The following is a 24,437-nucleotide window of genomic DNA, read 5'->3' as shown; positions in this document are numbered from 1 at the left end:
CGTTTGCCGGGTTCCAAATTCCGTCCAGGCTGGTCTTCACACAGTATAACATAAAACAGAGGGGGGGGCTCAAGTTGAACGGGGGGCCTGAGCAGACAAAAAATGAGAGAAATACCGTACGCCACTATGCCGCGACTTTCACTTTAAAGACAAAAAAAGACGGGGGATATTAAATCCCCGCGTCCTCCATCAGCTTATCGATGGAACCGCCCTCGATAATAATGCTCGCGGCTCTCGCCAGCATCGGAGCGACCGACAGAACGGTGAACCGGCTCGGATAATCGGTGGGCAGTTCGATAGAATCGGTTACCACCACTTCATCAATCCCCGGATGCTCCAGCCGGACGATCGCCGGGCCCGAGAACAGCCCGTGCGTTGCGCAGACAATGCTGTTCTTCGCGCCTCTCTCCTTGAGTCCCTCCACAACGTTGACAATGGTTGTGCCCGTATCGATCAGATCCTCAATGATGACCGGCGTCCGTCCCTCTACATCGCCGATGACATGGGTAATGACCGATTCGTTATGGGCCGGGCGCTTCTTGATCATAATGGCAAATGGCGAATCGAGCCGGCTTGCCAGCTTCTCGGCCATGGATGCACGGCCGGCGTCTGGCGAGACAACCACGATATCGGACAAATTCTTGGTCTTCAAATATCCGCTGATCAGGTCAAGTGCGGTCAGATGGTCCACCGGAATGTTGAAGAAGCCCTGAATCGCCGCCGCATGCAGGTCGAGGGTCAGGACGCGCGTAGCGCCGGCCGTCGTCAGCACGTCGGCAACCATTTTGGCGGAAATCGGCTCTCTCGGCGCGGATTTGCGCTCCTGACGGGCATAGCCGTAGTACGGCACGATAATGTTGACCGTACGTGCCGATGCCCGCTTGGCGGCGTCAATCATCACCAGCAGCTCGACGAACAGCTCATTGATGGGATGGGAGAGGGATTGCACCAAAAAAACGTCGGAATTCCGGATGCTCTCTTCATAATGCACATAAATCTCGCCGCTCTTGAAGCGGGTCAGCTTGATCTTCCCCAGCTCCACACCAAGCCGCGCGGCAATATTAGCGGCCAGCTTCGGGTTGGACGAGCCGGAAAAAATACGCAATGAATGGTGCTGCTGCATAACGCCCCTCCTCGAATAGATGATTAGCCTTCAAAAGAAACGGTCTCGCGGCGGCGCCCTTTAAACCCGGCGAGCTCACGGAATCCCGTGTCCCAGAGCAGCTTGCGCGCATCCGCAAGCCCTTCGCCCAGCTTGGCCGGATCATGGGCGTCCGAGCCGAGCGTCAACGGGATGCCGAGTTCGAGCGCCTGGGCCAGCACATGCGGAGCCGGAAACATCTCCGCGCACGGCTTGAACAAGCCGGAGGCATTCAGTTCCATCGCAATTCCCGCGTCCGCTATCGCCTGTAATGCGCTTTTTTCCAAGACTCTCACTTCCGCCAGGCCTTCCGCTGTATCCGGGCCGTAGCCGAATCTTTTGATAACGTCCATATGTCCTATTATATCGTATATTCCCGAAGATGCCGCCTTGCTTATCGCTTGATAATAACGCCGGTACACCTCCAGGGGGTCTTGTCCTTCCCAGCCGTGAACCTGCCGGTAATCGGTAATATCCCACTCGCCGAGAAAATGAACCGAGCCGATCAGGTAATCCCACGGGTAGGGCGACAGCAGCTCGCGGATCTGCTCCTCATAGCCTTCGATATAATCGGCTTCAAGCCCGACTCGGATATCAATCGTCCCGCGGTAGCGCTCCTTCAGGTTCAGGCACTCCTCCACATAGCGTGGAAGCTCCTCTAGCGGCATTGCCATTTCGGGATAATACTGATCCGGATCGACATGAATCAGCGGCAGATGATCCGAAAGCCCAAGCTGGTCCAGACCCAACTTGATGCCCCGGCGAACATAGTCTTCGAGCTTGCCTACGGCATGACCGCAACGCTCGTGATGGGTGTGGTAATCGATCTGCATAGGAAGCTCCTCCTCTTGATGGTTCTAATCGCGGCGGGGCCGCTCGTGGCGCGCGCTAAGCTCGGCCATAATGTCGTCAAGCGGGAGCTTGCGCTCCTGCAGCAGGACGAGCAGGTGATAAATCAGATCGCTGACTTCAAGCCGAAGCTCGGCGTTGTCCTTGTTCTTGGCGGCGATGATCGTTTCGGCCGTTTCTTCGCCGACTTTTTTCAGAATCTTGTCCACGCCTTTGTCGAACAAATACGTGGTATAGGCCCCTTCCGGACGCTCCGCCTCTCTCTCGGCGATAATCCGCTCCAGCTCGGCCAGCACTTCAAAGCGCTCTCCGGCCGTTTTTTCAGCGCTATGTACCTCTTCCGCCGGTTTGTTGTCCACAGCTTTGCTGCCAAGCGGCAGCTCGCGGTAAAAGCACGAAACTTCGCCCGTATGGCAGGCCGGTCCCTCCGGTTTGACCTTCACGAGCAATGTATCGCTGTCGCAGTCGTAGTGAATCGAAGTAATCGCCTGCGTGTTGCCCGAAGTCCCGCCTTTATGCCACAGCTCTCCCCGTGAACGGCTCCAGAACCACGTCTGTCCGCTCTCCAGCGACAGCTTCAGCGATTCCGGGTTCATATAGGCGAACATGAGCACTTCCAATGTCTTGTCATCCTGCACGATGGCCGGCAGAAGACCGGCCTCGTTCCAGCGAATGCCGTCTAAAATTTCCTGTTGTTCAAGCGTCGTATTGTTTTGCTGTCCGCTCATCGGATTTCCACACCCTTTTGTTTTAAGTCGGCCTTCAAATCGCCGATCGCAATTTCTTTATAGTGAAAAATGGTCGCCGCAAGCCCGGCATCCGCCTTGCCAGCAGTGAACACATCGTGAAAATGCTCAATCTTTCCCGCTCCGCCTGACGCGATCACCGGGATATCCACCAGATCGCTTACAGCCGATGTGAGCTTGATATCAAAGCCGTCCTTGGTGCCGTCGGCATCCATGCTGGTAAGCAGAATCTCTCCGGCTCCCAGCTTCTCGGCCTGCTTCACCCATTCCAGCGCCTTGATGCCGGAAGGCTTGCGTCCGCCGTGGGTATACACTTCCCACTCGCCCCAGGATTCATTGTATTTGGCATCTACCGCCACTACAATGCACTGGGAACCGAACCGCCGCGCGCCTTCGAGAATGAGCTGCGGGTTGTTGACTGCCGCGGTGTTGATGCCGATTTTATCGGCTCCGGCCCGCAGAATCGTCTTCATATGCTCGGGAGCCGATATTCCCCCTCCCACGGTGAACGGGATGGAAATTTCGCCCGCCGTCCGGCGCACGACCTCAACCATCGTCGCTCGGCCTTCCACCGATGCGGAGATATCCAGGAACACCAGCTCATCCGCGCCTTCCCGGTCGTAAATCGCCGCCAGCTCCACCGGATCGCCGGCATCGCGCAGGTTTACGAAATTTACGCCTTTTACCACCCGCCCGTCCTTGACGTCCAGACAGGGTATGATGCGTTTGGCCAGCATGGGTTTATCCTCCTTGTAAGAGCGTTGTCGATCCCCCTTAGCCAAGCTTATACTTCCGAAGCCAGTTTCCCTTAGGGAAACTTTCAGAGACCTCGAGGGCGTTCGGAAGTTTGACGGAATCAGGGGCGAAAGCGCTCCTTCGTTCATTTTTGTGGTGCGGCCTTAGGCTACTTCAACGCCGCCAAAGCCTCGGCGAGCTTGATATTGCCTGTGTACAGCGCCTTCCCGACGATGGCGCCGCCGATACCGCTGTTCTTATGCGCGCTCAGGCGAAGCAGATCGTCCTGAACGGTAACTCCGCCGGAGGCGATGACCGTTTTGCCGCTGGCCTGCGCCATAGCGAGAATGCCCTCCACGTTCGGGCCCTGCATCATTCCGTCGCGGGAAATATCCGTGTAGATAAACGTTTCCGCGCCCTTGGACGCAAGCTCTTTCGCCAAATCGGTAGCCAGCACCTCGGACGTGTTGAGCCAGCCGTGCGTGGCGACATAGCCATTCCGCGCGTCGATGCCGATCGCGACTTTATCGCCGTATTTGGCCAATACGGTTTCGGTAAATTCCCGGTCATTGATGGCTGCGGTGCCGATGATGACCCGGCTGACGCCGAGCGACAACAGCTTCTCCACATCCTCCAGAGTGCGCAGCCCTCCGCCGACCTGAACCGGCACGTTCACGCCCGCGGCGATCGATCCGATAATGTCGACATTAACCGGATGCCCGGCCTTTGCGCCGTCGAGATCAACCAGATGGATGAACTCTCCGCCCTGCGCTTCCCATGATTTGGCCATATCCAGTGGGCTGTCGCCGTAAACCGTTTCCTGATTATAATCGCCCTGCAGCAGCCTGACGCATTTTCCGTTCCGGATATCAATCGCCGGATACACGATAAAAGAAGACATTTTGCCGTTCCCCGCTTTCTCCTTGCTAAAATCTTTACTTTAACCCGGCAACTCGGCGCTCGCCAAGGCTCTTTGACCCCTGCCCCGGATGCCTACGATGCTCAATTTAGTATACTTCATGAGCCAACGCTCATTAGATTTCCATTTTCAAAAACTGCTCAAGCAGCTTCCTTCCCAGCTCCCCGCTCTTCTCGGGGTGAAACTGCATGCCGAATACGCTGCCCCGCCCAACGATGGCTGTAACCGGGTGCCCGTAATCAGTCACGGCCAACAGATCGTTTTTCTGCTCCACGTGGGCATGGTAGGAGTGGACGAAATAGACATGGCCCTCTTCCAGCCCTTTAAGCAGCGGGTTCTCCGGCTGAAGGTACTGCAGCTTGTTCCAGCCCATATGCGGCACCTTGAAACCCTCTCTGGCCTCAAAGCGCACCACCGTTCCCGGCAAAAGATCAAGCCCTTTGTGGTTCCCGTACTCCTCGCTTTCGGTAAAAAGGAGCTGCATGCCCAGGCAGATGCCGAGCAGCGGCTGCCGCCCCTTCGCGGCAACCTCTTTGACAACCGCGTCCAGCCCGCTTTCCCGCAGATGATCCATCGCGTCGCCGAACGCACCGACACCGGGCAGAATGACCCGGTCCGCACCCAGAATTTCGCCCGGGTCGCCGGTGACAAGCGGTTCATACCCAAGGCGCTCAATCGCCTTGCTGACGCTGTGCAGGTTGCCGATCCCGTAATCGACGATAGCAACGGTCATGGGCTACAGCACCCCTTTCGTGGATGGAACGCCTTTCACCCGGGGATCGACCGTCGTCGCCTCGTCCAGCGCACGCCCGAGCGCCTTGAATACCGCTTCGATCATATGATGCGTATTGAAACCGTAATGCACGATGACATGCAGCGTCAACCGCGCTTCCAGCGCGAATTTCCACAAGAATTCATGAACCATCTCCGTGGAGAAGCTGCCTACCTGCTGCGAAGGATATTCGGCCCGGTATTCAAAATGCGGTCGGTTGCTGATGTCGATGATGACCTGCGCCAGCGCTTCGTCCATCGGTACAAAAACGCTCGCATAGCGCTTGATGCCCTTCTTGTCTCCCAGCGCTTCGCGCAGCGCCTGTCCAAGGCAGATGCCAATATCTTCCGTCGTATGATGATCGTCAATCTCGATATCGCCGCGCGCCTGAACGGATAAATCGAATTGGCCGTGCTTTGTGAACAAATCGAGCATATGGTTCAGAAAAGGCACATCGGTCTCAAGCTCCGCCTGACCGCTTCCGTCCACTGTCAGCGACAGCTTGATGTCCGTCTCGTTCGTTTTGCGGGAAAGGCCCGCCTGCCTGATTTGCTGCCCGTTATTCTCCACGCTCTACTCCACCCTTCGCTTCATTCTCCAGCCTGATTTCCACGGCTCTGGCGTGAGCCTCCAGCCCTTCGCGGCGCGCCAGCTCGATGATGGTGCTTCCGTCGCGCAGCAGCGCCTCCTTGCTGTAATAGATCAGACTCGATTTTTTGATAAAATCGTCCACGTCCACCGGCGACGAGAACCGCGCCGTTCCATTCGTCGGAATAATGTGATTCGGTCCGGCAAAATAATCGCCCACCGGCTCCGAGCTGTACGGCCCGAGGAAAATCGCTCCGGCGTTCTGGACCGCTCCGGTCAGCGCCATCGGGTCCTGTGCAACGATTTCCAGATGCTCCGGCGCCAGCCGGTTGACGACGGAAATCCCTTCTTCCAGGCTCTCCACTACGATAATGGCGCCGTAATTGTCGACGGAAGCCCGGGCGATGGCCTCGCGGGGAAGCTCCCGAAGCTGCCGCTCCACTTCGGCGGCGACCGCATCGGCCAGTCGCTGCGAAGGCGTCACAAGGATGGCCGATGCCATCTCGTCATGCTCGGCCTGCGACAAGAGGTCGGCGGCGACATAGGCAGGTTCGGCGGTGTCGTCCGCCAGCACGACGATCTCGCTCGGACCGGCGATGCTGTCGATATCGACGGCGCCGTACACCTCGCGCTTTGCCAGTGCGACGTAAATATTGCCCGGTCCGCAGATTTTATCGACCGGGGCGATCGATTCCGTGCCGAAGGCCAGCGCGGCTACCGCCTGAGCGCCGCCGACACGGTAAATTTCATTCACGCCCGCCTCCGCGGCGGCAACGAGAATGTACGGGTCGATCCCTTCCTTCCCGCCTGTCGCCGGCGGCGTCACCATTACGATCTCCGGTACGCCGGCGATCTGGGCGGGAATTACGTTCATCAGCACGGATGAAGGATAGGATGCCTTGCCCCCGGGAACGTATACGCCTACGCGCTGCAGCGGCCGGATGATCTGTCCGAGAATCGTGCCGTCGGGCTGCAGGTCCATCCAGGAGTTCCGCTTTTGTCTGGCATGAAATGCGCGAATATTGTCCGCTGCGGCCCGAATCGCCGCAACAAAGGAGTCTTCAACATGGTTGTAAGCGGCCTTAAGCTCTTCCTCGGTGACCCGGATATTGCTGCTGTCCACCTGAGCTCCGTCGAATTTTTCTGTATAGCGGAAAAGGGCGGCATCGCCCTCCTGTTTGATGTCGGCCACAATTTGCTTAACGGCCTTGTTCTGCTCAGGAGTTCCGTAATCGACTTCCCGCTGCAGCTTGAAATCTCTGCTGGATTGCACCTTCACTGCTCTTCCTCCTTATATATCAACGGATCGCCCTCCAAGGGACCACCCGCTATACGCCTCTCATCATCTCGGTTCTTCTGTTAGAACTTCCAGAGTCCGGCGCCTGACAGCGGCCGCTTAGCTGCCCATTCGGGCAAGACAGCGGCCGCCTGGCTAATCTTGTATCCCCGCGTATACCGGAACGCCAGCTTAGTCACTGGGCCGGCTGAGCGATAACGGCCTGCAGCCGGTCACACAGCTGCTGGATTTCCGCATTCTTCATCCGGTAGCTGACCCGATTGGCCACCAGTCGGCTCGTAATCCCGAAGATGCTCTCCATTTCAACGAGCCCGTTCTCGCGGAGCGTCTGCCCCGTCTCTACCATATCGACAATTCTTTCGGCAAGCCCGATCAGCGGAGCCAGCTCGATAGAGCCGTTCAGCTTGATCACTTCAACCTGCTGGCCCTGCTCCCGGAAATACTGGGATGCGACATTCGGGTATTTGGTCGCCACGCGCTGATGAATGCCCGGCTCCCAGTTCGGCAGGCCGATAATCGACATCCGGCAGCGGGCGATGCCGAGGTCCAGCAGCTCGTACACGTCCCGGTTCTCCTCCAGAAGTACGTCCTTGCCCACGATGCCGATATCCGCCGCACCGTACTCCACATAAGTAGGTACATCCACCGGTTTCGCCAAAATAAATTCCATTCCCGCTTCAGGAAGCGGAATGACCAGCTTGCGCGAGGCCTCGCCCTCTGGAGGGATCGGCAGTCCCGCTGAACGGAACAGCTCCGCCGCCTTGTTATAGATGCGGCCCTTCGGCATAGCCACCTTCAGTATCTGCGCCATTTGCTTATGTCCGCCTTTCTGTTCCTGTAATTAGTATTCTCTATCTATCCGCTGTGCCTTCAGACCGATGGTCCTTAGCTGCGCTCCTTAACAAAGGAAACGAATGTATAAATGTCCTTATAGCGCTTGCCGCCCGTCTCGGCACCGGAATTTGCCGCCGTCAGCTCAGCCGGATTTGACACCAGCTTCGTTATGACAACATGCCCTTCCGAGCGCAGCCGCGCCGACTCTTCCAGTCCTTCTCTGCGCCGCTGAGCGTCGTATTGGACGAGAACTGGCAGCTCCTGCTTATTCTCTACTCCTCGAACGCCGTCCAGAATACGGTTCGTCTTAAGCGAGAAGCCTGTCGACGGAACCGACCGCCCGAACTGCTGGAGCAGATTGTCGTAACGTCCGCCGCTGCAGACCGGGAACCCGAGATCTGCGGCATAGCCCTCGAAGGTCATGCCCGTATAATAGGTGAAATCTCCGACCATCGTCAGATCGATCAGGACATGCCGGGACACGCCGTACGCCTCCAACACCTCCCACACCTTGCACAGATGCTCAACCGAGGCTTGGGCGAGCGGATGCCGGCTGAGTCCCAGCGCCTGGCCGCAGATCTCCTTGCCGCCGCGGAGCCGCAGCAGCCCGTCCATCTCTTCCTTTTGCGATTCCGTCAAGTCCAGACGGCCGAGCGCGTCGCGAAAAGCTACGTAATCGCGGTCGAGCAGATGGCTCTTTAGATCCTCCTGCACCTCCTGCATTCCCGGAGCCACTTCCTCGAACAGACCGTTCAGGAAGCCGACATGGCCCATGGCGATCTTGAACGTCTGCACTCCGGCTGCCTGCAGTGATGCAATGGCCAGAGCGACAACCTCTGCGTCGGCTTCCGGAGAATCATCGCCCACCAGCTCGACGCCGGTCTGATAGAACTCGGCCTCGCGTCCGGCCTCTTCCTCAATCGCCCGGAATACATTGGCGTGGTAGGACAGACGCAGCGGCAGCGGCTCGGCCTTAAGCAACGAGGAGACCACCCGCGCCACCGGAGCCGTCATCTCCGAACGAAGCACGAGCGCTTGCCCGCGGTTGTTCAGCAGCTTATATAGTTTCTGGTCGGAGGTTGAACTGGCAACCCCGACCGTATCATAATATTCCAGCGTTGGCGTCATAATCTGACTGTAGCCCCACTGGTTCATGCAGCTCAGTACATCATTTTCGATCTTGCGCAGCTTACTCACGGCATTCGGGAGGTAATCCCGAAAGCCGATGGGCTTCTCGAAACCCTTCGGTTTGGACATATTGAAATTCACCTCATCGGTTAGTAGAAAGAATCAATCAGCGAAATCTGTTTTAAGAGCTCCCCGTTCTTTACTATGGTAAAGTGGTAGTAAAGTAAAGCGTCCTTGATATCGTACCATGACATGTTATTTTCCGTCAATTCAAGCCTGAAAATTCGCAGATCTGCCTTTCGCGGTTGCTTCTTTTTCAGTGCTTACATTATATCTCTTTTTCGACCCGCCTATCTATTTAAAAAGAGATTTCACACCGGAAGACCATTTTAAAGCGGTATCAGCAATCGCTTACAAATTTCTCTTTACAAACCTTTCTAAGCGTCGTATGATACAAATGTAAGTTGTATACAGGTATACATGTTCAAATGAAAACGGTTAAAGAGGTGATTATAAATGAAATTGGGCCTGATTGGTCTTGGCAAGATGGGCTATAACCTTACGCTGAATTTATTGAACCATGGGCATGAAGTTATCGTAAGCGATATCAATCCGGAACCCGGACGCGAACTCGAGAAGCTTGGAGCCGTAGCGGCCTCCGGCATAACGGAGCTAACGGCGCAGCTTGCCCGTCCAAGAATCGTTTGGGTCATGGTACCGGCCGGAGCACCGGTGGACAGTGTTGTGGATACGCTTTCCGGACTGCTGGATGAAGGGGACATTGTGATTGAAGGAGGCAACTCCCATTACAAGGATTCCATCGCCAGAGCGGAAAAGCTTAGCGCACGCGGCATTCATTTTTTTGACGCCGGCACTTCAGGCGGAACCGAAGGCGCGGCCCAGGGCGCCTGCTTTATGATTGGGGGCAACTCCGAGGTATTCGAAGCGATCGAGCCGCTCTTTCGCGATCTTGCCGTCGAGAAAGGGTACTTGTATGCGGGACCCAGCGGAAGCGGACATTTTTTGAAAATGATCCATAACGGTATTGAGTACGGAATGATGCAAGCGATTGCTGAAGGCTTTGAATTGCTGGAGAAGAGCCCATACAATTTCAACTATGAGGATGTGGCCCGCGTATGGTCGAACGGTTCGGTCATTCGGGGATGGTTGATGGAGCTTACCGAAAGCGCTTTTTCCAAAGACCCTAAGCTTTCCGGCATTCGCGGCGTGATGCAAAGCTCCGGAGAAGGCAAATGGACCGTACAGACAGCGCTCGATCTTGAAGCCAGTACGCCGGTCATCGCGCTCTCCCTGCTGATGCGCTACCGTTCGCTCGAAGAGAATACGTTCCACGGCAAGGTTGTCGCCGCGCTGCGCAATGAATTTGGCGGCCATGCCGTCGTCAAAGCGGAGTAACGGCTGAACCTGCCCTTTAAACTGCATTTCAAATCATAGAACCTCCATGCGGATGTATGCTAGAATCAAAAGCAAAGAAGGTTGGCATCTTAGCTAAATCGTCCGCAGAGGAGTCGTGTGAATCATGCAGTATCCAACCGCCTGGCTTCAAGGAGTCTCGCTTGGTGAGTCCATTGCCTGCAAACTCAGGCTGCAAATTATAAATGAAGACCTAAAATCCGGCGAGGTCCTCTCCGAGAACCGGATCGCCGAAGAGTTCGGAACGAGCCGGTCCCCGGTGCGGGAAGCCTTGAAGGAGTTGGCTGCGGAAGGCCTGATCCGCCTGGAACGGATGGGAGCCGTCATTGTCGGCCTGAACCTGGAGAACGTCAAGGAATTGTACGATGTCCGTTATCTGATCGAAAGCTTTGCCCAGCAGAGACTGGCGGGAACCCCGCAGGATACGCTGATTCTTCAGCTCGAGCAGACGATCGACCGCATGAAGCTGGCCGTCAAATATAACGATTATGTGGAATTCGCCTTTCAGGATTTTTCCTTTCACGAGGCGATTGTCGTCAAGGCCAACCACACCCGCATTCTGCACCTGTGGAACAGCATCCGCCAGATTGTCATGACCGTCATTTTGGTTACTACGGAGAAGAGCTTTGCCGAAGGCGAGCAGCGCATGAACTGGATTGCCGACAAGCACCGGAGCATTTTGGAAGGGCTGAGGTCGCATGATGCGGAGAATATCCGCAAGGTCGTGCAGGCGTATTTTGCCGATTCGATGCTGACGCTGGGGCATACGCTCCCATAAGTTCAAAAACCAACGTCATGGTATAAAAAATTTTTGCGCCTTTTCTTGTCGACAAGTATGCAGCAAGTGAAGGCAAAACATTTTGAAAACGCTACAAAAATAGTAAAGCCTTTTCATTGTTGGATGCTTCGAGATTTGCCCATTATAAGGAGGACTATCATGAACAGTTTGTTCGGTCTCAGCCACAATGCAACCCTGCTGGTATGCACCTTGGTGGTCATAGCGTTTCTGGTCACACTGATCGCCAAATATAAATGGAATCCGTTCGTCACCCTGCTTCTTTCCGCTCTGTCCCTCGGGCTGCTCGCCGGTATGAAATATCAGGATTTGATCAAGTCCATCACCGGCGGTCTCGGCGGAACGCTTGGTACAATCGCCATCGTCATCGGCCTTGGCACCATGCTCGGGAAAATGATGGCCGAATCCGGCGGCGCCGAGCGCATCGCCACTACACTTGTTGACCGGTTTGGGGAAAAACGCGTTCACTGGGCCATGATGCTCGTCGGCTTTGTCGTTGGGATTCCCGTCTTTTTTGAAGTTGGCTTAATCCTGCTGATCCCGGTCGTCTTCATGGTGGCCCGCAAAACGAAAATGTCGCTGCTGCAAATCGGCATCCCGGTATTGGCCGGTCTGTCCACTGTGCACGGACTTGTTCCGCCGCACCCGGCGCCCATGATTGCCATCGACGCTTACGGCGCGAATTTGGGTAAAACGATTTTGTACTCGATTATCGTCGGGCTGCCAACCGCCATTATCGCCGGACCGCTGTTCGGCAAATTTATCGGTAAGCGCATTCTTGTTCAGCCGCCGGAGAAGCTCGCCGAACAGTTCGCTTCCACTAACGTCAAAGAGTTGCCGGGCTTCGGCATTACGCTTCTGACCATCCTGATGCCCGTTATTCTGATGCTGATCGGCTCCATCGCCGATATTCTCGATCCGGAAGCGGTTCACGCTTTTACACCGTTCGCCAAGTTTATCGGCCATGAAGTCATCGCCCTGCTCATTTCGGCTGTATTCTCCTTCTTCTCGCTCGGCTTTGCCCGCGGCTTCAAGAAAGAGGACATCTCCCGCTTCACCAGTGAATGTCTTGCGCCAACCGCTTCGATTATTCTGATTATCGGCGGCGGCGGCGCGTTCAAGCAGGTGCTGATTGACAGCGGCGTCGGCGGAGCCATCGCTTCGCTCGCTACGCAGACCCATGTCAATCTGATCTTTTTCGGCTGGCTTGTCGCAGCGCTCATTCGCGTCGCTACCGGCTCTGCAACCGTTGCGATGACGACGGCAGCCGGTATCGTCGCTCCGGTTCTGGCCGTAAGCTCCGGGGCTCCCATCGAGCTGGTCGTTCTGGCAACCGGCGCGGGCTCGCTCATTCTCTCGCATGTCAATGACGCCGGCTTCTGGATGATCAAAGAATTCTTCGGCATGTCCGTTGTCCAGACCTTGAAGAGCTGGACGGTCATGGAAACACTCTTGTCCGTTATTGGCCTCATCTTCATCTTGATTTTGAGTGTCTTTGTATAATTCAATAGTAGATGATATGCTCCTGGGGCGGCTGAGACATCAGTCCGGCCCCTTCATAGCATTATCGGAAAGAAGGTTTGAGTGATGAATACCCAGTATATGATTGGCGTTGATATCGGAACTACGAGCACGAAGTCCGTGCTGTTTACGGAGAATGGAAGCATTGTAACCAAGGCGGATCAAGGCTATCCGCTTCTAACCCCCTCCCCGTCCATCGCCGAGCAGGACCCGGAGCAAATCTTCCGGGCCGTCGTCTATACGATTTCGGAGGTAATGGCCAAAAGCAAGATCGAAGCCAAGGATGTCCTGTTCGTCTCGTTCAGCTCCGCCATGCACAGCGTCATTGCCGTTGACAAGGACGGCAATCCTTTAACGAAGTGCATTACGTGGGCCGACAACCGCAGCGCCGGCCAGACGCACCGCCTGAAGCATGAGCTCGGCGGGCACGAGATCTACCTGCGCACCGGCACGCCGATTCACCCGATGTCGCCGATTACGAAGCTGATGTGGCTGCGCGAGGAAGAGCCTGCAATCTTCGAAGAAGCTTTCAAATTCATTTCCATCAAGGAATATGTCTTTGCGAAGCTGTTCGGGGATTACATTGCCGACCATTCCATCGCCTCCTCCACCGGCATGCTGAATCTGGAGCAGCTGGAATGGGATACGGAAGCGCTCCGTATCGCGGGCATTGATGAAAGCCGATTGTCCCGCCTTGTGCCGACAACCTACGCTGCACGCGGACTTCGGCCCGAGGCGGCCAAAGAGCTTGGGCTGCTGCCAGACACTCCCTTTATCGTCGGCGCAAGTGACGGCGTTCTCTCCAATCTCGGCGTAGGCGCTATCGAGCCGGGTGTCGTCGCCGCCACCATCGGCACGAGCGGAGCGATCCGCACCGTGGCCGACCGGCCGGTTGTCGATCCCAAGGGGCGGATCTTCTGCTACGCCCTGACCGAGAAGCACTGGGTCATCGGCGGCCCCGTCAATAACGGCGGAATGCTCTTCCGCTGGGTCAGGGACGAATTCGCCGCATCCGAGGTGGAGACGGCCAAGCGGCTGGGCATCGATCCTTATGACGTGCTGACCCGGATTGCCGAGCATGTGCCGGCGGGAAGCGAAGGCCTGCTGTTTCATCCTTATCTGACCGGTGAACGCGCTCCGCTGTGGAACTCCGACGCTAGAGGCTCTTTCTTCGGACTCACTATGAACCACCACAAGGAGCATATGATCCGCTCCGTGCTGGAAGGGGTCATCTTCAACCTGTACACCGTCATGCTGGCAGTGGAGGAGCAAATGGGACGCCCGCAGCGGATTATGGCAACCGGCGGCTTTGCCCGCTCTGCCCTGTGGCGGCAGATGATGGCCGACATTTTCGACCAGGAGGTCGTTGTGCCGGAGAGCTTCGAGAGCTCCTGCCTAGGGGCCGTCGTGCTCGGTCTCTACGCGACCGGGCGAATCGACTCCCTGAACGCCGTATTTGGCATGATCGGCACGACGCACCGCCATATGCCGGTGAAGGCCAACTCAACGATTTACAAGCAACTGCTGCCTATCTATATCTCGCTGTTCCGCAGCCTGGAAAGCCAATATGAAGCCATTGCCAAATTCCAGCGCGAACAGGCCGGAGAATAGTTCTTAGCTTTCATAATTCCTACTAAAACACCCTGCACTAAAGTGCAGGGATTTTTACAAGTGATACATGACAGCATTCGCCAAATTTGAGGACTGACCATCGCCGAACAAAGGTGGGGCTGCTGGCTTTCCCGTTACCCCCTTCTGCTTTTTCCGTACACGAAGTACAAGGTAATTGCGGACATCACCATCAGGATGACGGAATAGACGAGCGTCAGCGCCCGGGTATCGGCCAGCGCCTGCGCGTCCGTGCTGTTCTTGATGACAATCCCGAGTGGCTGGTAGAGCGGATGATAGAGAAACACGGTCAGATCGTAATCGGCCAGCGTATTGTTGAAGTTCAGCGCCAGCACAGCCATGGTGGACGGCAGGATGATCGGCAGCAGCACCTTCCGGAACGTATAGAATGCACGCGCGCCCAGGCTTCTCGCGGCATCCTCCAGATTGGGGTCCAGACTGAAAAAGGACGCTTTTACCATCCGCAGCGTGAACGGAATGTGGACGATGACGTAGCCGATGAGCAGCATCCAGACCGTTCCCGTCAGTACCAGATTGCCGAGGATCGCCCGCGGCTCGTTGAACGTGACAATCAGCCCGATGGCGATCAGCGTCGCCGGCAGCATCCACGGAATGAGCAGCGCGTACTCCAGTGCGGTCGCCCACTTGTTCTTGTACTTGTGCAAAATGCGCGAAGCGGCCAGCGCCAGCGCCACGACGGCAATCGATGCGGCTACGGCGTAGGCGATGCTCACCAGATAGGGCTTGAACGCCGCCATACTGGAGAACACCAGCGCGTAGTTGTCCAGGGTAAAGCTACCCGGGCGGAGCGTGGCGGTGGCGATGCTGTGTGCGTCGGTGAACGAGAATACGACGATCAGCGCGACCGGAATCATGTAGATCAGGAACAGACCGTACGCCAGCGTATGGGCCACAGCGTTGCCAAGTCGGCTTGCGATTCTCTGTTTGACCAGCTCCGACTTGACTTTGGAGACCGACATGAAGTTGCCCCCGCGTTCGAGCCGGATCATAACCGTGAGCAAAATCAGGGTCGCCAGGCCGAGGATAAGCGCCAGCAGCGCGGCCAGATCTCTCGAAGTCATGCTTTTGGAGAAGGTCAGGATCATCGGCGTAATTGTCTGGAATTCCACGCCGCCCAGAATGAGGGGAGCGGAAGTCGCGGCCAGGCCGGTGAGGAAGATCAGGATGGTCAACGCGAAGAGAGTCGGCTTCAATACCGGAAGAACGACCCGGCGAAAAATATAAAAGGTGGACGCCCCCATATTTCGAGCCGCTTCGATGGTCTGATAATCGATCTTCCGCATCGCGTTACCAAGAAATAGCACATGATTCGATGTGCAGGCGAAGGTCATGACGAAGAGCACCGCCCCGTAGCCGTGGAACCAGCTCGTGTCCATTTGCGGAAACCAGCCCGCCAGCAGCCTGGTGATGAAGCCGTTCTCCCCGTATACGAATTTGTAGCCCGACACAAGTACTACCCCGCTGTAGATCAGCGTCGTATAATAGCCGAGCCGCAGCAGCTTCGCCCCTTTAATGGCAAAATACTCGGTGAACAGCACCAGCGTGATGCCGACAGCGTTAACGGTAACCACCAACGATACCGCTAGCAGAAAGCTGTTGTACAAGCTCTTCATCGCCCGTCCGGACGACAGCAGCTTCTCAACCGCCTCCAGCGAAAAAACGCCGTCCTTAAAAAAGATCCGGTAATAAATATTCAGATTCGGATAAATCAGAAAGGCCACGATGAACCAAGCGATCAGACCGTACAGGACGAGCACGGCCGGGTGAACGGTCCTGAATCTGTCTTTCCATGTTTGCGCGTACAACCCACTGCCTCCGTTCTTTAAAACTGCATGATATCGCCTGTTCTCATGTACACCCAAGCCTCTTCACCGACCCGGCGCGGTGCTAGTCCGCTCTCCTGCTCAATCGTCTTCAGCAAGCCTCCCGCAGCCATCCGCAGGACATATTTGCTGTACAGCCCGTAGAACTCCCGCTCGATCACGGTCCCTCTCAGCTGTACGACATCCGTCCCTGGCAGAGGATGCATACTCACCTTCTCGTTACGGATATAGGCGACTCTGCCCGGATCTATCTTCTCCCGCAAGCGGCTGCTCGCGATCATCTCCGGTTCGATGCGGTTGATGTCACCGATGAAATTGCAGACGAACTCCGTCCGGGAATGATTGTATATCTCCTGCGGCGTGCCAACCTGCTCCAGATTACCGCCGTTAAACACGGCGATCCGGTTGGACAGCGTCAGCGCTTCCTCCTGATCATGTGTCACATAGATCGTCGTAATGCCGAACTGCTGCTGCAATTGCTTCAGTTCACGGCGCAATTGCACGCGCAGCTTGGCGTCCAGGTTCGACAGCGGTTCATCCAGCGCCAGAATGGACGGCTTGAGGACGAGCGCCCTGGCGATCGCGACCCGCTGCTGCTGACCACCGGACAGCTCGGACACTTTCTTGAACAACTGCGCCTCCCGTAAATCGACCTTGCGGACGATATCCCGCACCTCCCGGTCGATCTCGGCCTTCCCCGCCTTGTTGACGCGCATGCCGAAGGCGATGTTCTCGTACACGTTCATGGTCGGAAACAGCGCATAGCTCTGAAATACCATGCCGATCCCCCTCTGCTCAATCGGGACACGGGTAATGTCCCGGTCCTTGAGCAGAATGCTCCCGCCCGAAGGGGCGATGAAGCCGGCCAGGCTGCGGAGAATCGTCGTTTTGCCGCAGCCGGACGGGCCGAGAAAGGTGAAGAACTCGCCTTCTTCAATACGCAGATTCAAATCCTTGACAGCATGAAACGAATCGAAATGAATTTGAAGATCGCGAAAGGTAATCATCTCTATTTCATGATCTGCAATTCGATCTTCTCAACCCATTGGTCGATATGATCGGCCAGGAACGCCCAGTCAAGCGGCTGCGTCTTCAGCGTGGAATACAGCGCCTTGATGGCCGGATCGGCTTGCTCGGCGGCTTGCTTGTTCGCCGGCATCGCTTTGAACTGCGCGGCAAATGCGCCTTGCACCTCGGCGGAGCCGAGCCAATCCACGAACCGCTCGGCGGTCGCCTGCTTCTTCGTTCCGTTCACGATGGCCGCTTGCTCGACGATCACCGGCACGCCGATCTCCGGGCTGACGATGCCCGCTTTGACTTTATACTGATCTTCCTTCTTGGCGAGCGTACCGGAGACTACAGCACCCAGCGGCGTCTTCCCGCTCGCCAGATTGGCGTAGAAATCTTCCCCCTCGACCGCCGGCACGCCGTTGTCGTACAATTGCCGCACCGCATTCCAGCCTTCCTCGGAGATGCCGAGATCTCCGCTGGGGTCCGTATAGCGGGTCAGGATGCCCGCCACGACGAGCCGTGGTGTCATCTGTCCGAGCAAGGTCGGCGCTTCATACTTGCCCTTGTACGCGTCGTTCTGATACAGTTCCGTCCAATCCTTCGGCGCTGTCTCCGGCGTGAACGCCTCCGGGTTATAGCCGAGCAGAATTGCTTGCTTCACCAGAGCGTGATAGTAGCCTTCCGGATCGCTCAGCCCCTCCTCCACTTCACCCGCCCACTTCGGCACATAACGGGCCAGGATGTTCTCCTTCTTCAGATTCTCGTAGAGCATGTTGTTTAATCCGTACACGACGTCGGCCGTCGGGTTGTTCTTCTCCGCAATCAGCCGGTTCGTCAGGTCCGCGCCGCCCGCTCCGACCAGCTCGATGTCAAAGCCCGCTTTGCCTGCCTCTGCGATCAGCCACTCGCCCCGGCCGTCGGAATTGGCATTGGTGTATACGATCAGCTTGTCGTTGGCTGAAGCCGTGTTCTCCGGCGCGGCTGAAGCGGCGGCCGCATCGGACGGCCGCGTTGTGCCTCCCGCTGCTCCGTTGCCTCCGTTGCCCCCGTTGCTTCCATTGCCGCAAGCCGTTGCCGCCAGACAGAGGATGGCGATGCACGCCATCTTCAATACCTTTTTCATGTCATTTCCCACTCCTTGGTTTATCGAAATTAGAGGTTTATAATCAACCCGTCATAGGCGGTAATGATCCCGACGGGACGAAAGATGGCGTCGAAATCGTCGTACAGCAGCCTGGAATTATGACTGAAATGTGTGACGACGATCGTCCCTTCCGGCTTGATAATGCGGTGCAGGCGGAACTCGCGCTGCGTCTCCAGCACTGTCTCGACTCCCATATGATTGCAGTCGCGGGAGTTGCCGGTATAGCCGTGCGTGCAGTCGAGAATGGCGCCGTCCAGCTCCTGCTCCCGCAGCCACTCCCAGGTCGGCTCCGGATACCAGCCTGAATCATGGCCGTACAGCAGCTTCTTGCCGCCCTTCTCCACAACGTACAGCAGGCAGGTCTCCATGCGGTCGTGATCCGCGAGCAGCGGCGTTACGCGGGCTTCCCCCATCGTGAACGTCCGAAACGGATGCAGCCGGTGAAAGGCGAACCGCTCTCCCTCGAAGCGTCCGATGGCCGTGCGGACCTGGTGCATGACGCAGTCGTTCCCGTAAATGTGCAGCGGATGCTCCAGCCCGTGGGCGATTCCCGCTCTCCGGCATTCCAGATCGTATGCGTTTAAATGATCGGAATGCGTATGCGTGACGAGCAGATGCTCAATCGCGCCGAAGTCCAGCCCGTCCCGCAAGGCCTGCATGTAGGAATCGGGCGAGTAATCGAATTTGATCGTATCGTCGATGATGGCCGAAGAGCGTGTGCGGATATTTCTTCCGCCAAGCTCCCGCGCCTTAATGCAGAATTCGCAGCGGCAAAAGGCATTCGGGAACCCCTCGGCCGCCGCGGTTCCGAGAAAGTGAATTTTCATAAAAGAACTCCTCTGTCAAGCACGGACTTCCTCTCGGTAATGGCCGTCTGAATTTTGATGGTAAGCTGTTTCTCCTTGGAACGGTTGACGCGCTTCATCAGCAGGTCCACCGCCGAGCGGGCCAGCCGCTCCGTATCTTGGCGCACCGTCGTCAAAGGAACCGGCGTCAGGGCCGACAGCTGAATGTCGGAGAAGCCGACGATCGACAGCTTGTCCGGAACCGGAATGCCCATATGCAGCGCCGTGAACAAGGTGGTTGCCGCCACATGATCGTCCCCGCACATCACCGCGGTCATCTGCGGACTGCGGGCGATGAACTGTTCCTGCTCAGGATCACTCTCATTGATACGGCCAGGATCGCAAGGAACGCTGCGAAAATGGATATATTCGTTCCTGACCGGAATGCCGTGATCCAGCAGCGCCTGAATATACCCCTGATACCGTTCCTCCCGGCTGGTAATATTCTCGCTCATATTCGAGGTGTAGCCGATTTCCCGGTGTCCTTTTCCGATCAAATATTGCGCCATCTCATAAGAGCCCCGGTAGTGGTCGTGATACACGCAGTCGATCTGAACCTCGCGGAAAATGCGGTCGATAATCACCAGCGGCAGCTGTTCCAGCTTTAGCCGGAGCACCTGGTCGCTGCATGTCTTGCGCCCCTGGGGGAACAGAATGACGCCGCCCACGCCGCTGGCCGCGAGTTTCTGCAAGCCGCGATCCTCGTCGTCCTTGTCCTTGCTGATTTGCAGAATGAGGTCGAAGTCATGCTTGCGGACCTCGCTTTCCACAGCGGCGATAATCCTTGATGTGTACTCGGACAGGTGGGGCAGGATGAGCGCGATCTGCTTGCCCGCTGTCCGCGCGGCCGCAGCGACCGCCTGCTCCGCCGAGGCTGCGTCCGCATCGACCGTTTCCTCCCGCTTTCCGGCGAGAAATGACCCCCTTCTCGGCAGACGATAGATCAAGCCTTGCTCCGCCAGATGCTCCAGCGCCAGCTTGCCGGTCATCCGGCTCACGCCGTACAGCTTCGCAAGCTCCCCCTCCGAAGGAACGGGATCATGCGGCTGCAATTTGCGGCTGCAGATAATCTCCCACGCCTTGTCTGCCACTTGCAAATAAAGTTGCGTTCTTGCCCCTGCGGAGCGCATTTCAGAGTTCATGTCCGGACATTCCTTCTGTTGGTATCAGATCGGCCGACCCGTGTTTGCCGATTGGCCGAATCTATTTCGAACTTACTATATGTCACTGACATGTATGTTGCTTTTATGTAAATCATGCGTTAATTTTGTGTAAATGTGAAAAAAACTGCGGATTTTGTAGTGATTTCGCCACATCATAAATCTTGAAATCTTGGATGGCTATGCGTTTTCTATATCAGTGATATATGAATTGGGGATGAAAAACGTCGCTACATAAAATCAGCGCTTGACCGCAAGCATGACGCAGGCGAGAGCCGAAAAACCCCAAAGCAAAAAGTGCTGCCCGTTCATAGGGAGCACTTGGATCAAGCTGCGATGCGAAGCGCCCGGGCCGGGAGGAGCGGAATATCCAATTTATTCAAGTACCTGACTCATTTTCAATCCAAAAAAGCGGCTCCTCAAAAACAAACCTGCCGCCTGTTTTAAGCCACGCCCCATACCGAGTACGACTGTTCTAAAAAGGGGGTTCCCGTCATCAAACATGACCGGGAACCCCCTTTTAACTTGTTTATCCTTTTTTAATCCGCTCTCGCTCTGCTCCCGCTATGCTCGGCTATACTCCGTTATGCTCCTGCCGCACCTTCTGCATCTGTCTCGCCGGGCGCCCCGGGGCCGAGCCGAACAGAATCCACGCGGGCCGGATGAACCGGAAAGCAAGCGCCACAATGATCCAGGACAGAACCAGCGAGGCCAGCCAGCCGCCGGCAATAGCCAGTACATAGGCAAGGTACCCGCCGTGAAATTCAATCTTCCGGTAGAAAAAGAGCATGGCCGGATGAACCAGATAAATGCCGAACGAACACACTCCGGCTGAAATCAGCAGTCTGGACCCCAGCCGCCGGCCCGCACCGAACAACAGGAAGGAAAGCTGAAACAGCAGCAGACAGGACAGCAGCGCGTGCGCATTTGCAGCCCCTTCGAACCAAAAGCTGTTAATGACTGTTTTTTGCGTATAATTGCGGTTCCACAGCTCGACATGGGCAATTCCGGCAGCAAGCCAGGCCACCCACAGCACGGCCCACAGCAGCCAAGGCCCCCTCCGTTTCCTATCTTCCCAGGGGATCAGCCACGGCTTTAGAGAGGAATAGAACACCGCGATGGCCGCACCCAGCAAAAAATAAGAAAAGTACGTAATCGCGAGGCTTCCTTTTGACACATGCCAATAGCCGTGGTTAACCATATACTTGTTGAGGACCACGAACCCCCACTGCAGCGCAAGACCGATGAGCGGCGCCCAAGCGGCCAGACGGCGGCTTTTTTGCAATGCCCACAGCAGCAGCGGAAACAGCACATAGAACTGGATAATGATAATCACGTAATATAAGTGCGTATAAGCCGTTCCGGTCAGCGCGTATTTGGCTATCTTGGCTGCCATCTCCTGCGGGGGCAAGCTCCACTGGTTGCCGGCATAGAGCCTGAGCACAAAATAAAGCAATGTGAATATGGCATAAGGCACGAGAATATAAATCAGCCTTCGGCTGTAGAATTTGCCCAGCGTCCTGCCGGTCAGCGGCCTATCAATATAGTTGTAGAACAACACAAATCCGCTGAGAAACACAAAGGAAGGTACGGCAAACTGACTGAACTTATTGATGAATAAAAAAGGGTGAAACAGCGGCGTATTCAGCGTTTCCGCAAGCGTCCGCGAAGTCGCGTGAATCGCCACCACGGCAAAGATGGAGATCGCCCGAAAAATATCCAACTGCGGAATACGTTCTTTTTGTCCCATGTTCTCCTCCTGTAGTTCTTCCGCCTTTACCAGGCCGCCAGTCTTCCTCATCCCTGAAATGTCCTTATGTAATCAAAAGGGGCCGCTCCCGGCCCCCTGGAAACCGCCCATTTATTGGCTTTTCTTCAACTCGCGCAGCGGATTTCCGCCGACAAACGCTCCCGCCGGCACATCCTTGTGCACAACCGAGCCTGCGGCCACAATCGCTCCGTCCCCGATCGTTACACCGGGAAGAATCGTCGTGTTGGCGCCGATCATCACATTTTCGCCGATGACCACCTCGCCCAGACGATACTCCCAGATCAGATACTCATGCGCCAAAATGGTCGTATTGTATCCAATGATCGAATTATCTCCGACCGTGATCAGCTCCGGAAAGAACACATCCACCATCGCCATCAGCCCAAAAGCCGTATGCTTCCCCACCTTCATGCCGAGGACCCGGCGATAGATCCAGTTCTTGAGCGGAAGAATCGGGCAATAGCGCGCAATCTGGATAAAAATAAAGTTTTTTACGCCCTTTAACGGACTAACCGTCCGGTAGATATGCCAAAGCGAATTAGGTCCTTCGACCGGATAGCGGGTTATCTTTCTGCTCACCGTCCGGCCGTTCCCTCACCTACAATTTCGTACAGGTCGGCCATATCCTGAAGAATATAATCGGGTTCATATTTACGGAGCGTATCCTCGCCCTTCAGCGACCATGCCACTCCTGCAGCCCGTACGCCGGCAGCTTTAGCCGATTGGATATCGACAACGCTGTCGCCTACCATCAGTGTTTTCTCCGGACTTAGGCCCAGATTGTTAACCCCGGTCAGCACCGGCTCCGGATGAGGCTTCAGATTCGTCACATCGTTGAGGGTGACAATCGTATCCATGTACTGCAGCAAATCGAACATCTCCAGCGCCCGAATCGTTGTTGGACGGATTTTGGTCGTAACGACCCCAAGCTTGATGCCCCGGCTGCGCAATCCTTCCAGCGTTTCGTTCACATTTGGAAAAGACCGGATCAGCTCGTCGTGATGCTCGTTTTGAAAAAGGCGGTAGGAAGCCTCCAGAGCGGTGACATCCTGAAGACTGGTGAACGCTCTTAATTGATCCAGAAGGCTGGTTCCCATATGGGGAATCATCTGTTCCCGGGTAAGCGCAGGCTGCGAATGCTGCTCCAGTGCGTACATAAAAGAGCTGATAATCAGCTCATTCGTATTGACGATCGTTCCGTCCAAATCAAATAAAATACCTTCAATCATAGATTAATGCTCCTTTTTTTCCTCTTCCAAAGGCGGATGGTTATGGGCAGACGGAGGAGCGGGAGCGTTATGCTCCGGTTTCCCCTCCTGTTCCGTCAGTACCGGGTCGGCGGCTTGCTGTTTGGTGGACACAATCGGGTCCGAATAATGGGCCTTGGCCGCGCCTGTCATCCGGCGGATGATAATAAGCAGGATCGCCGCGATAACGATAAGCAGGGCCAGCAGCTGCGAAGTCCGGATATTTCCGTAGTTCGGATTAAGATATCCCGCTTCAAAGCCCAATCCCTTCATCGGGCTCCACAGGCCATTAATAAACGAGGCGAGAGCATCGCTGCCTTTAAAAGCGAGGCTGTCGGTCCGCAGCCCTTCAATAAAGAACCGTCCGATCGAATACCAGATGAAATACGACAGAAACAATTCTCCCGCGCGTATAACCCGCTGTCTGCGCAGCACCATGAGCAGGACAATGCCGACCAGGCTCCACAGCGATTCATACAAAAAGGTCGGATGATGGTACGCCAAATCCTTCTCTATGTACATTTGGTTCACAATAAAATCAGGCAAATGCAGACTGTTCCGCAAAAAAGTCTCATGAACCGGACCGCCATAGGCTTCCTGGTTCACAAAATTCCCCCATCGGCCAATCATTTGTCCAGCCAGCAGCCCGGGGGCGCAAATATCAGCGATCCGCCAAAAAGGATAACCTTTATAACGGAAGTAAATAATAGCGCAAATAATAGCACCGATGAGCGCCCCGTAGATGGCGATTCCACCGTTCCATATTTTAAATACATCCACAAAGTTGTTCTTATATTCATCCCAAGTGAAAGCTACATAATAAATACGCGCACCGATAATCGCCGAAGGGACGCCGAGAAGCAGCAAATCCATAAAAAATTCCTGCGGTATGCCGAATCTTCTTCCCTCCCGGATCACAAGGAACAGGCCCGTCAACGCGCCAAGTCCCAGAATCAGGCCATACCAATGCACCTTTAAAGCGCCGATTGAAAAAGCAATCGGATCAAGCGCCAGTGGAAACATTCC

Annotated in this window: 24 protein-coding genes; 4 read left to right on the top strand and 20 right to left on the bottom strand. The window is 55.8% G+C overall.

All coding sequences use genetic code 11. The features are described 5' to 3' along the window. Positions 1 to 169: 169 nt before the first annotated feature. The 10 genes from PSAB_RS00805 to PSAB_RS00760 all read right to left on the bottom strand — a co-directional run bounded on the left by PSAB_RS00805 (position 170) and on the right by PSAB_RS00760 (position 9,138). Positions 170 to 1,123, bottom strand: coding sequence for a ribose-phosphate diphosphokinase (locus PSAB_RS00805; RefSeq protein ID WP_025332692.1), 954 nt, complete (start codon positions 1,121 to 1,123; stop codon positions 170 to 172). Positions 1,124 to 1,146: 23 nt separating this feature from the next. Beyond that, positions 1,147 to 1,974, bottom strand: coding sequence for a histidinol-phosphatase HisJ (gene hisJ, locus PSAB_RS00800; protein WP_025332691.1), 828 nt, complete (start codon positions 1,972 to 1,974; stop codon positions 1,147 to 1,149). 24 nt (positions 1,975 to 1,998) lie between these two features. Beyond that, complete coding sequence (hisIE, locus tag PSAB_RS00795; protein WP_025332690.1) at positions 1,999 to 2,718, bottom strand: bifunctional phosphoribosyl-AMP cyclohydrolase/phosphoribosyl-ATP diphosphatase HisIE; 720 nt, start codon at positions 2,716 to 2,718, stop codon at positions 1,999 to 2,001. After that, positions 2,715 to 3,473 carry an imidazole glycerol phosphate synthase subunit HisF gene (gene hisF / locus PSAB_RS00790; protein ID WP_025332689.1) on the bottom strand — a complete coding sequence of 253 codons (759 nt, stop codon included), beginning with the start codon at positions 3,471 to 3,473 and terminating at the stop codon, positions 2,715 to 2,717. The genes hisIE and hisF overlap by 4 nt, the downstream gene beginning before the upstream one ends. Before the next feature lie 167 nt (positions 3,474 to 3,640). Further along, positions 3,641 to 4,372, bottom strand: a complete 732-nt coding sequence (gene hisA / locus PSAB_RS00785; RefSeq protein WP_025332688.1) for a 1-(5-phosphoribosyl)-5-[(5-phosphoribosylamino)methylideneamino]imidazole-4-carboxamide isomerase — start codon at positions 4,370 to 4,372, stop codon at positions 3,641 to 3,643. Between the two features lie 133 nt (positions 4,373 to 4,505). Further along, complete coding sequence (hisH, locus tag PSAB_RS00780; protein WP_025332687.1) at positions 4,506 to 5,123, bottom strand: imidazole glycerol phosphate synthase subunit HisH; 618 nt, start codon at positions 5,121 to 5,123, stop codon at positions 4,506 to 4,508. 3 nt (positions 5,124 to 5,126) lie between these two features. Further along, positions 5,127 to 5,732, bottom strand: a complete 606-nt coding sequence (gene hisB / locus PSAB_RS00775; RefSeq protein WP_025332686.1) for an imidazoleglycerol-phosphate dehydratase HisB — start codon at positions 5,730 to 5,732, stop codon at positions 5,127 to 5,129. Next, positions 5,722 to 7,029 carry a histidinol dehydrogenase gene (hisD, locus tag PSAB_RS00770; RefSeq protein WP_025332685.1) on the bottom strand — a complete coding sequence of 436 codons (1,308 nt, stop codon included), beginning with the start codon at positions 7,027 to 7,029 and terminating at the stop codon, positions 5,722 to 5,724. The genes hisB and hisD overlap by 11 nt, the downstream gene beginning before the upstream one ends. Positions 7,030 to 7,222: 193 nt before the next feature. Beyond that, on the bottom strand, positions 7,223 to 7,858 hold the full coding sequence (hisG, locus tag PSAB_RS00765; protein WP_025332684.1) for an ATP phosphoribosyltransferase: 636 nt from the start codon (positions 7,856 to 7,858) through the stop codon (positions 7,223 to 7,225). Between the two features lie 74 nt (positions 7,859 to 7,932). Beyond that, positions 7,933 to 9,138 (bottom strand): ATP phosphoribosyltransferase regulatory subunit, encoded by a 1,206-nt coding sequence (locus tag PSAB_RS00760; RefSeq protein WP_025332683.1) that lies wholly within the window; start codon positions 9,136 to 9,138, stop codon positions 7,933 to 7,935. A gap of 387 nt (positions 9,139 to 9,525) precedes the next feature. Between PSAB_RS00760 and gnd the strand changes: the two genes are divergently transcribed. From gnd to gntK, 4 genes are all read left to right on the top strand, one after another. Further along, positions 9,526 to 10,425, top strand: a complete 900-nt coding sequence (gnd, locus tag PSAB_RS00755) for a phosphogluconate dehydrogenase (NAD(+)-dependent, decarboxylating) (RefSeq protein WP_025332682.1) — start codon at positions 9,526 to 9,528, stop codon at positions 10,423 to 10,425. A gap of 124 nt (positions 10,426 to 10,549) precedes the next feature. Then, the gene (locus tag PSAB_RS00750) at positions 10,550 to 11,221 is read left to right on the top strand and encodes a GntR family transcriptional regulator (protein ID WP_025332681.1); all 672 of its coding nucleotides are present in this window, start codon (positions 10,550 to 10,552) and stop codon (positions 11,219 to 11,221) included. A 159-nt stretch (positions 11,222 to 11,380) separates the two neighbouring features. Next, a complete protein-coding gene (locus PSAB_RS00745; protein ID WP_025332680.1) occupies positions 11,381 to 12,742 on the top strand; it encodes a GntT/GntP/DsdX family permease in 1,362 nt (453 codons plus the stop codon). A gap of 84 nt (positions 12,743 to 12,826) precedes the next feature. Next, positions 12,827 to 14,371: a gluconokinase gene (gene gntK, locus PSAB_RS00740; RefSeq protein ID WP_025332679.1), complete on the top strand. Its 1,545-nt coding sequence runs from the start codon at positions 12,827 to 12,829 to the stop codon at positions 14,369 to 14,371. Between the two features lie 134 nt (positions 14,372 to 14,505). Here the strand turns inward: gntK and PSAB_RS00735 are convergent, their stop codons facing one another. The 10 genes from PSAB_RS00735 to lgt all read right to left on the bottom strand — a co-directional run bounded on the left by PSAB_RS00735 (position 14,506) and on the right by lgt (position 24,434). Next, a complete protein-coding gene (locus tag PSAB_RS00735; protein WP_025332678.1) occupies positions 14,506 to 16,215 on the bottom strand; it encodes an ABC transporter permease in 1,710 nt (569 codons plus the stop codon). Positions 16,216 to 16,232: 17 nt separating this feature from the next. Continuing rightward, a complete protein-coding gene (locus tag PSAB_RS00730; protein WP_025332677.1) occupies positions 16,233 to 17,240 on the bottom strand; it encodes an ABC transporter ATP-binding protein in 1,008 nt (335 codons plus the stop codon). 2 nt (positions 17,241 to 17,242) lie between these two features. Beyond that, on the bottom strand, positions 17,243 to 18,367 hold the full coding sequence (locus PSAB_RS00725) for an extracellular solute-binding protein (protein WP_025332676.1): 1,125 nt from the start codon (positions 18,365 to 18,367) through the stop codon (positions 17,243 to 17,245). Between the two features lie 29 nt (positions 18,368 to 18,396). Further along, complete coding sequence (locus PSAB_RS00720; protein ID WP_025332675.1) at positions 18,397 to 19,215, bottom strand: MBL fold metallo-hydrolase; 819 nt, start codon at positions 19,213 to 19,215, stop codon at positions 18,397 to 18,399. Then, positions 19,212 to 20,375 (bottom strand): GntR family transcriptional regulator, encoded by a 1,164-nt coding sequence (locus PSAB_RS00715; RefSeq protein ID WP_420835621.1) that lies wholly within the window; start codon positions 20,373 to 20,375, stop codon positions 19,212 to 19,214. The genes PSAB_RS00720 and PSAB_RS00715 overlap by 4 nt, the downstream gene beginning before the upstream one ends. 393 nt (positions 20,376 to 20,768) lie before the next feature. After that, positions 20,769 to 20,897, bottom strand: coding sequence for a hypothetical protein (locus PSAB_RS26315; RefSeq protein WP_264370887.1), 129 nt, complete (start codon positions 20,895 to 20,897; stop codon positions 20,769 to 20,771). A 70-nt stretch (positions 20,898 to 20,967) separates the two neighbouring features. Continuing rightward, a complete protein-coding gene (locus tag PSAB_RS00710; protein WP_025332673.1) occupies positions 20,968 to 22,143 on the bottom strand; it encodes an acyltransferase in 1,176 nt (391 codons plus the stop codon). Positions 22,144 to 22,254: 111 nt separating this feature from the next. Then, entirely contained in the window at positions 22,255 to 22,743 is a 489-nt protein-coding gene (locus PSAB_RS00705) for an acyltransferase (protein WP_025332672.1), read from the bottom strand. Beyond that, positions 22,740 to 23,393, bottom strand: coding sequence for a pyrophosphatase PpaX (ppaX, locus tag PSAB_RS00700; protein WP_025332671.1), 654 nt, complete (start codon positions 23,391 to 23,393; stop codon positions 22,740 to 22,742). Before ppaX ends, PSAB_RS00705 begins: the two co-directional genes overlap by 4 nt. 3 nt (positions 23,394 to 23,396) lie before the next feature. Further along, positions 23,397 to 24,434, bottom strand: coding sequence for a prolipoprotein diacylglyceryl transferase (gene lgt, locus PSAB_RS00695; protein WP_025332670.1), 1,038 nt, complete (start codon positions 24,432 to 24,434; stop codon positions 23,397 to 23,399). Positions 24,435 to 24,437 lie beyond the last annotated feature (3 nt).

Source organism: Paenibacillus sabinae T27 (assembly GCF_000612505.1).
Classification (GTDB): Bacteria; Bacillota; Bacilli; order Paenibacillales; family Paenibacillaceae; genus Paenibacillus_AQ; species Paenibacillus_AQ sabinae.
The sequence above is the reverse complement of the archived record's forward strand: the minus strand, read 5'-3'. Positions and strand labels throughout refer to the sequence as shown.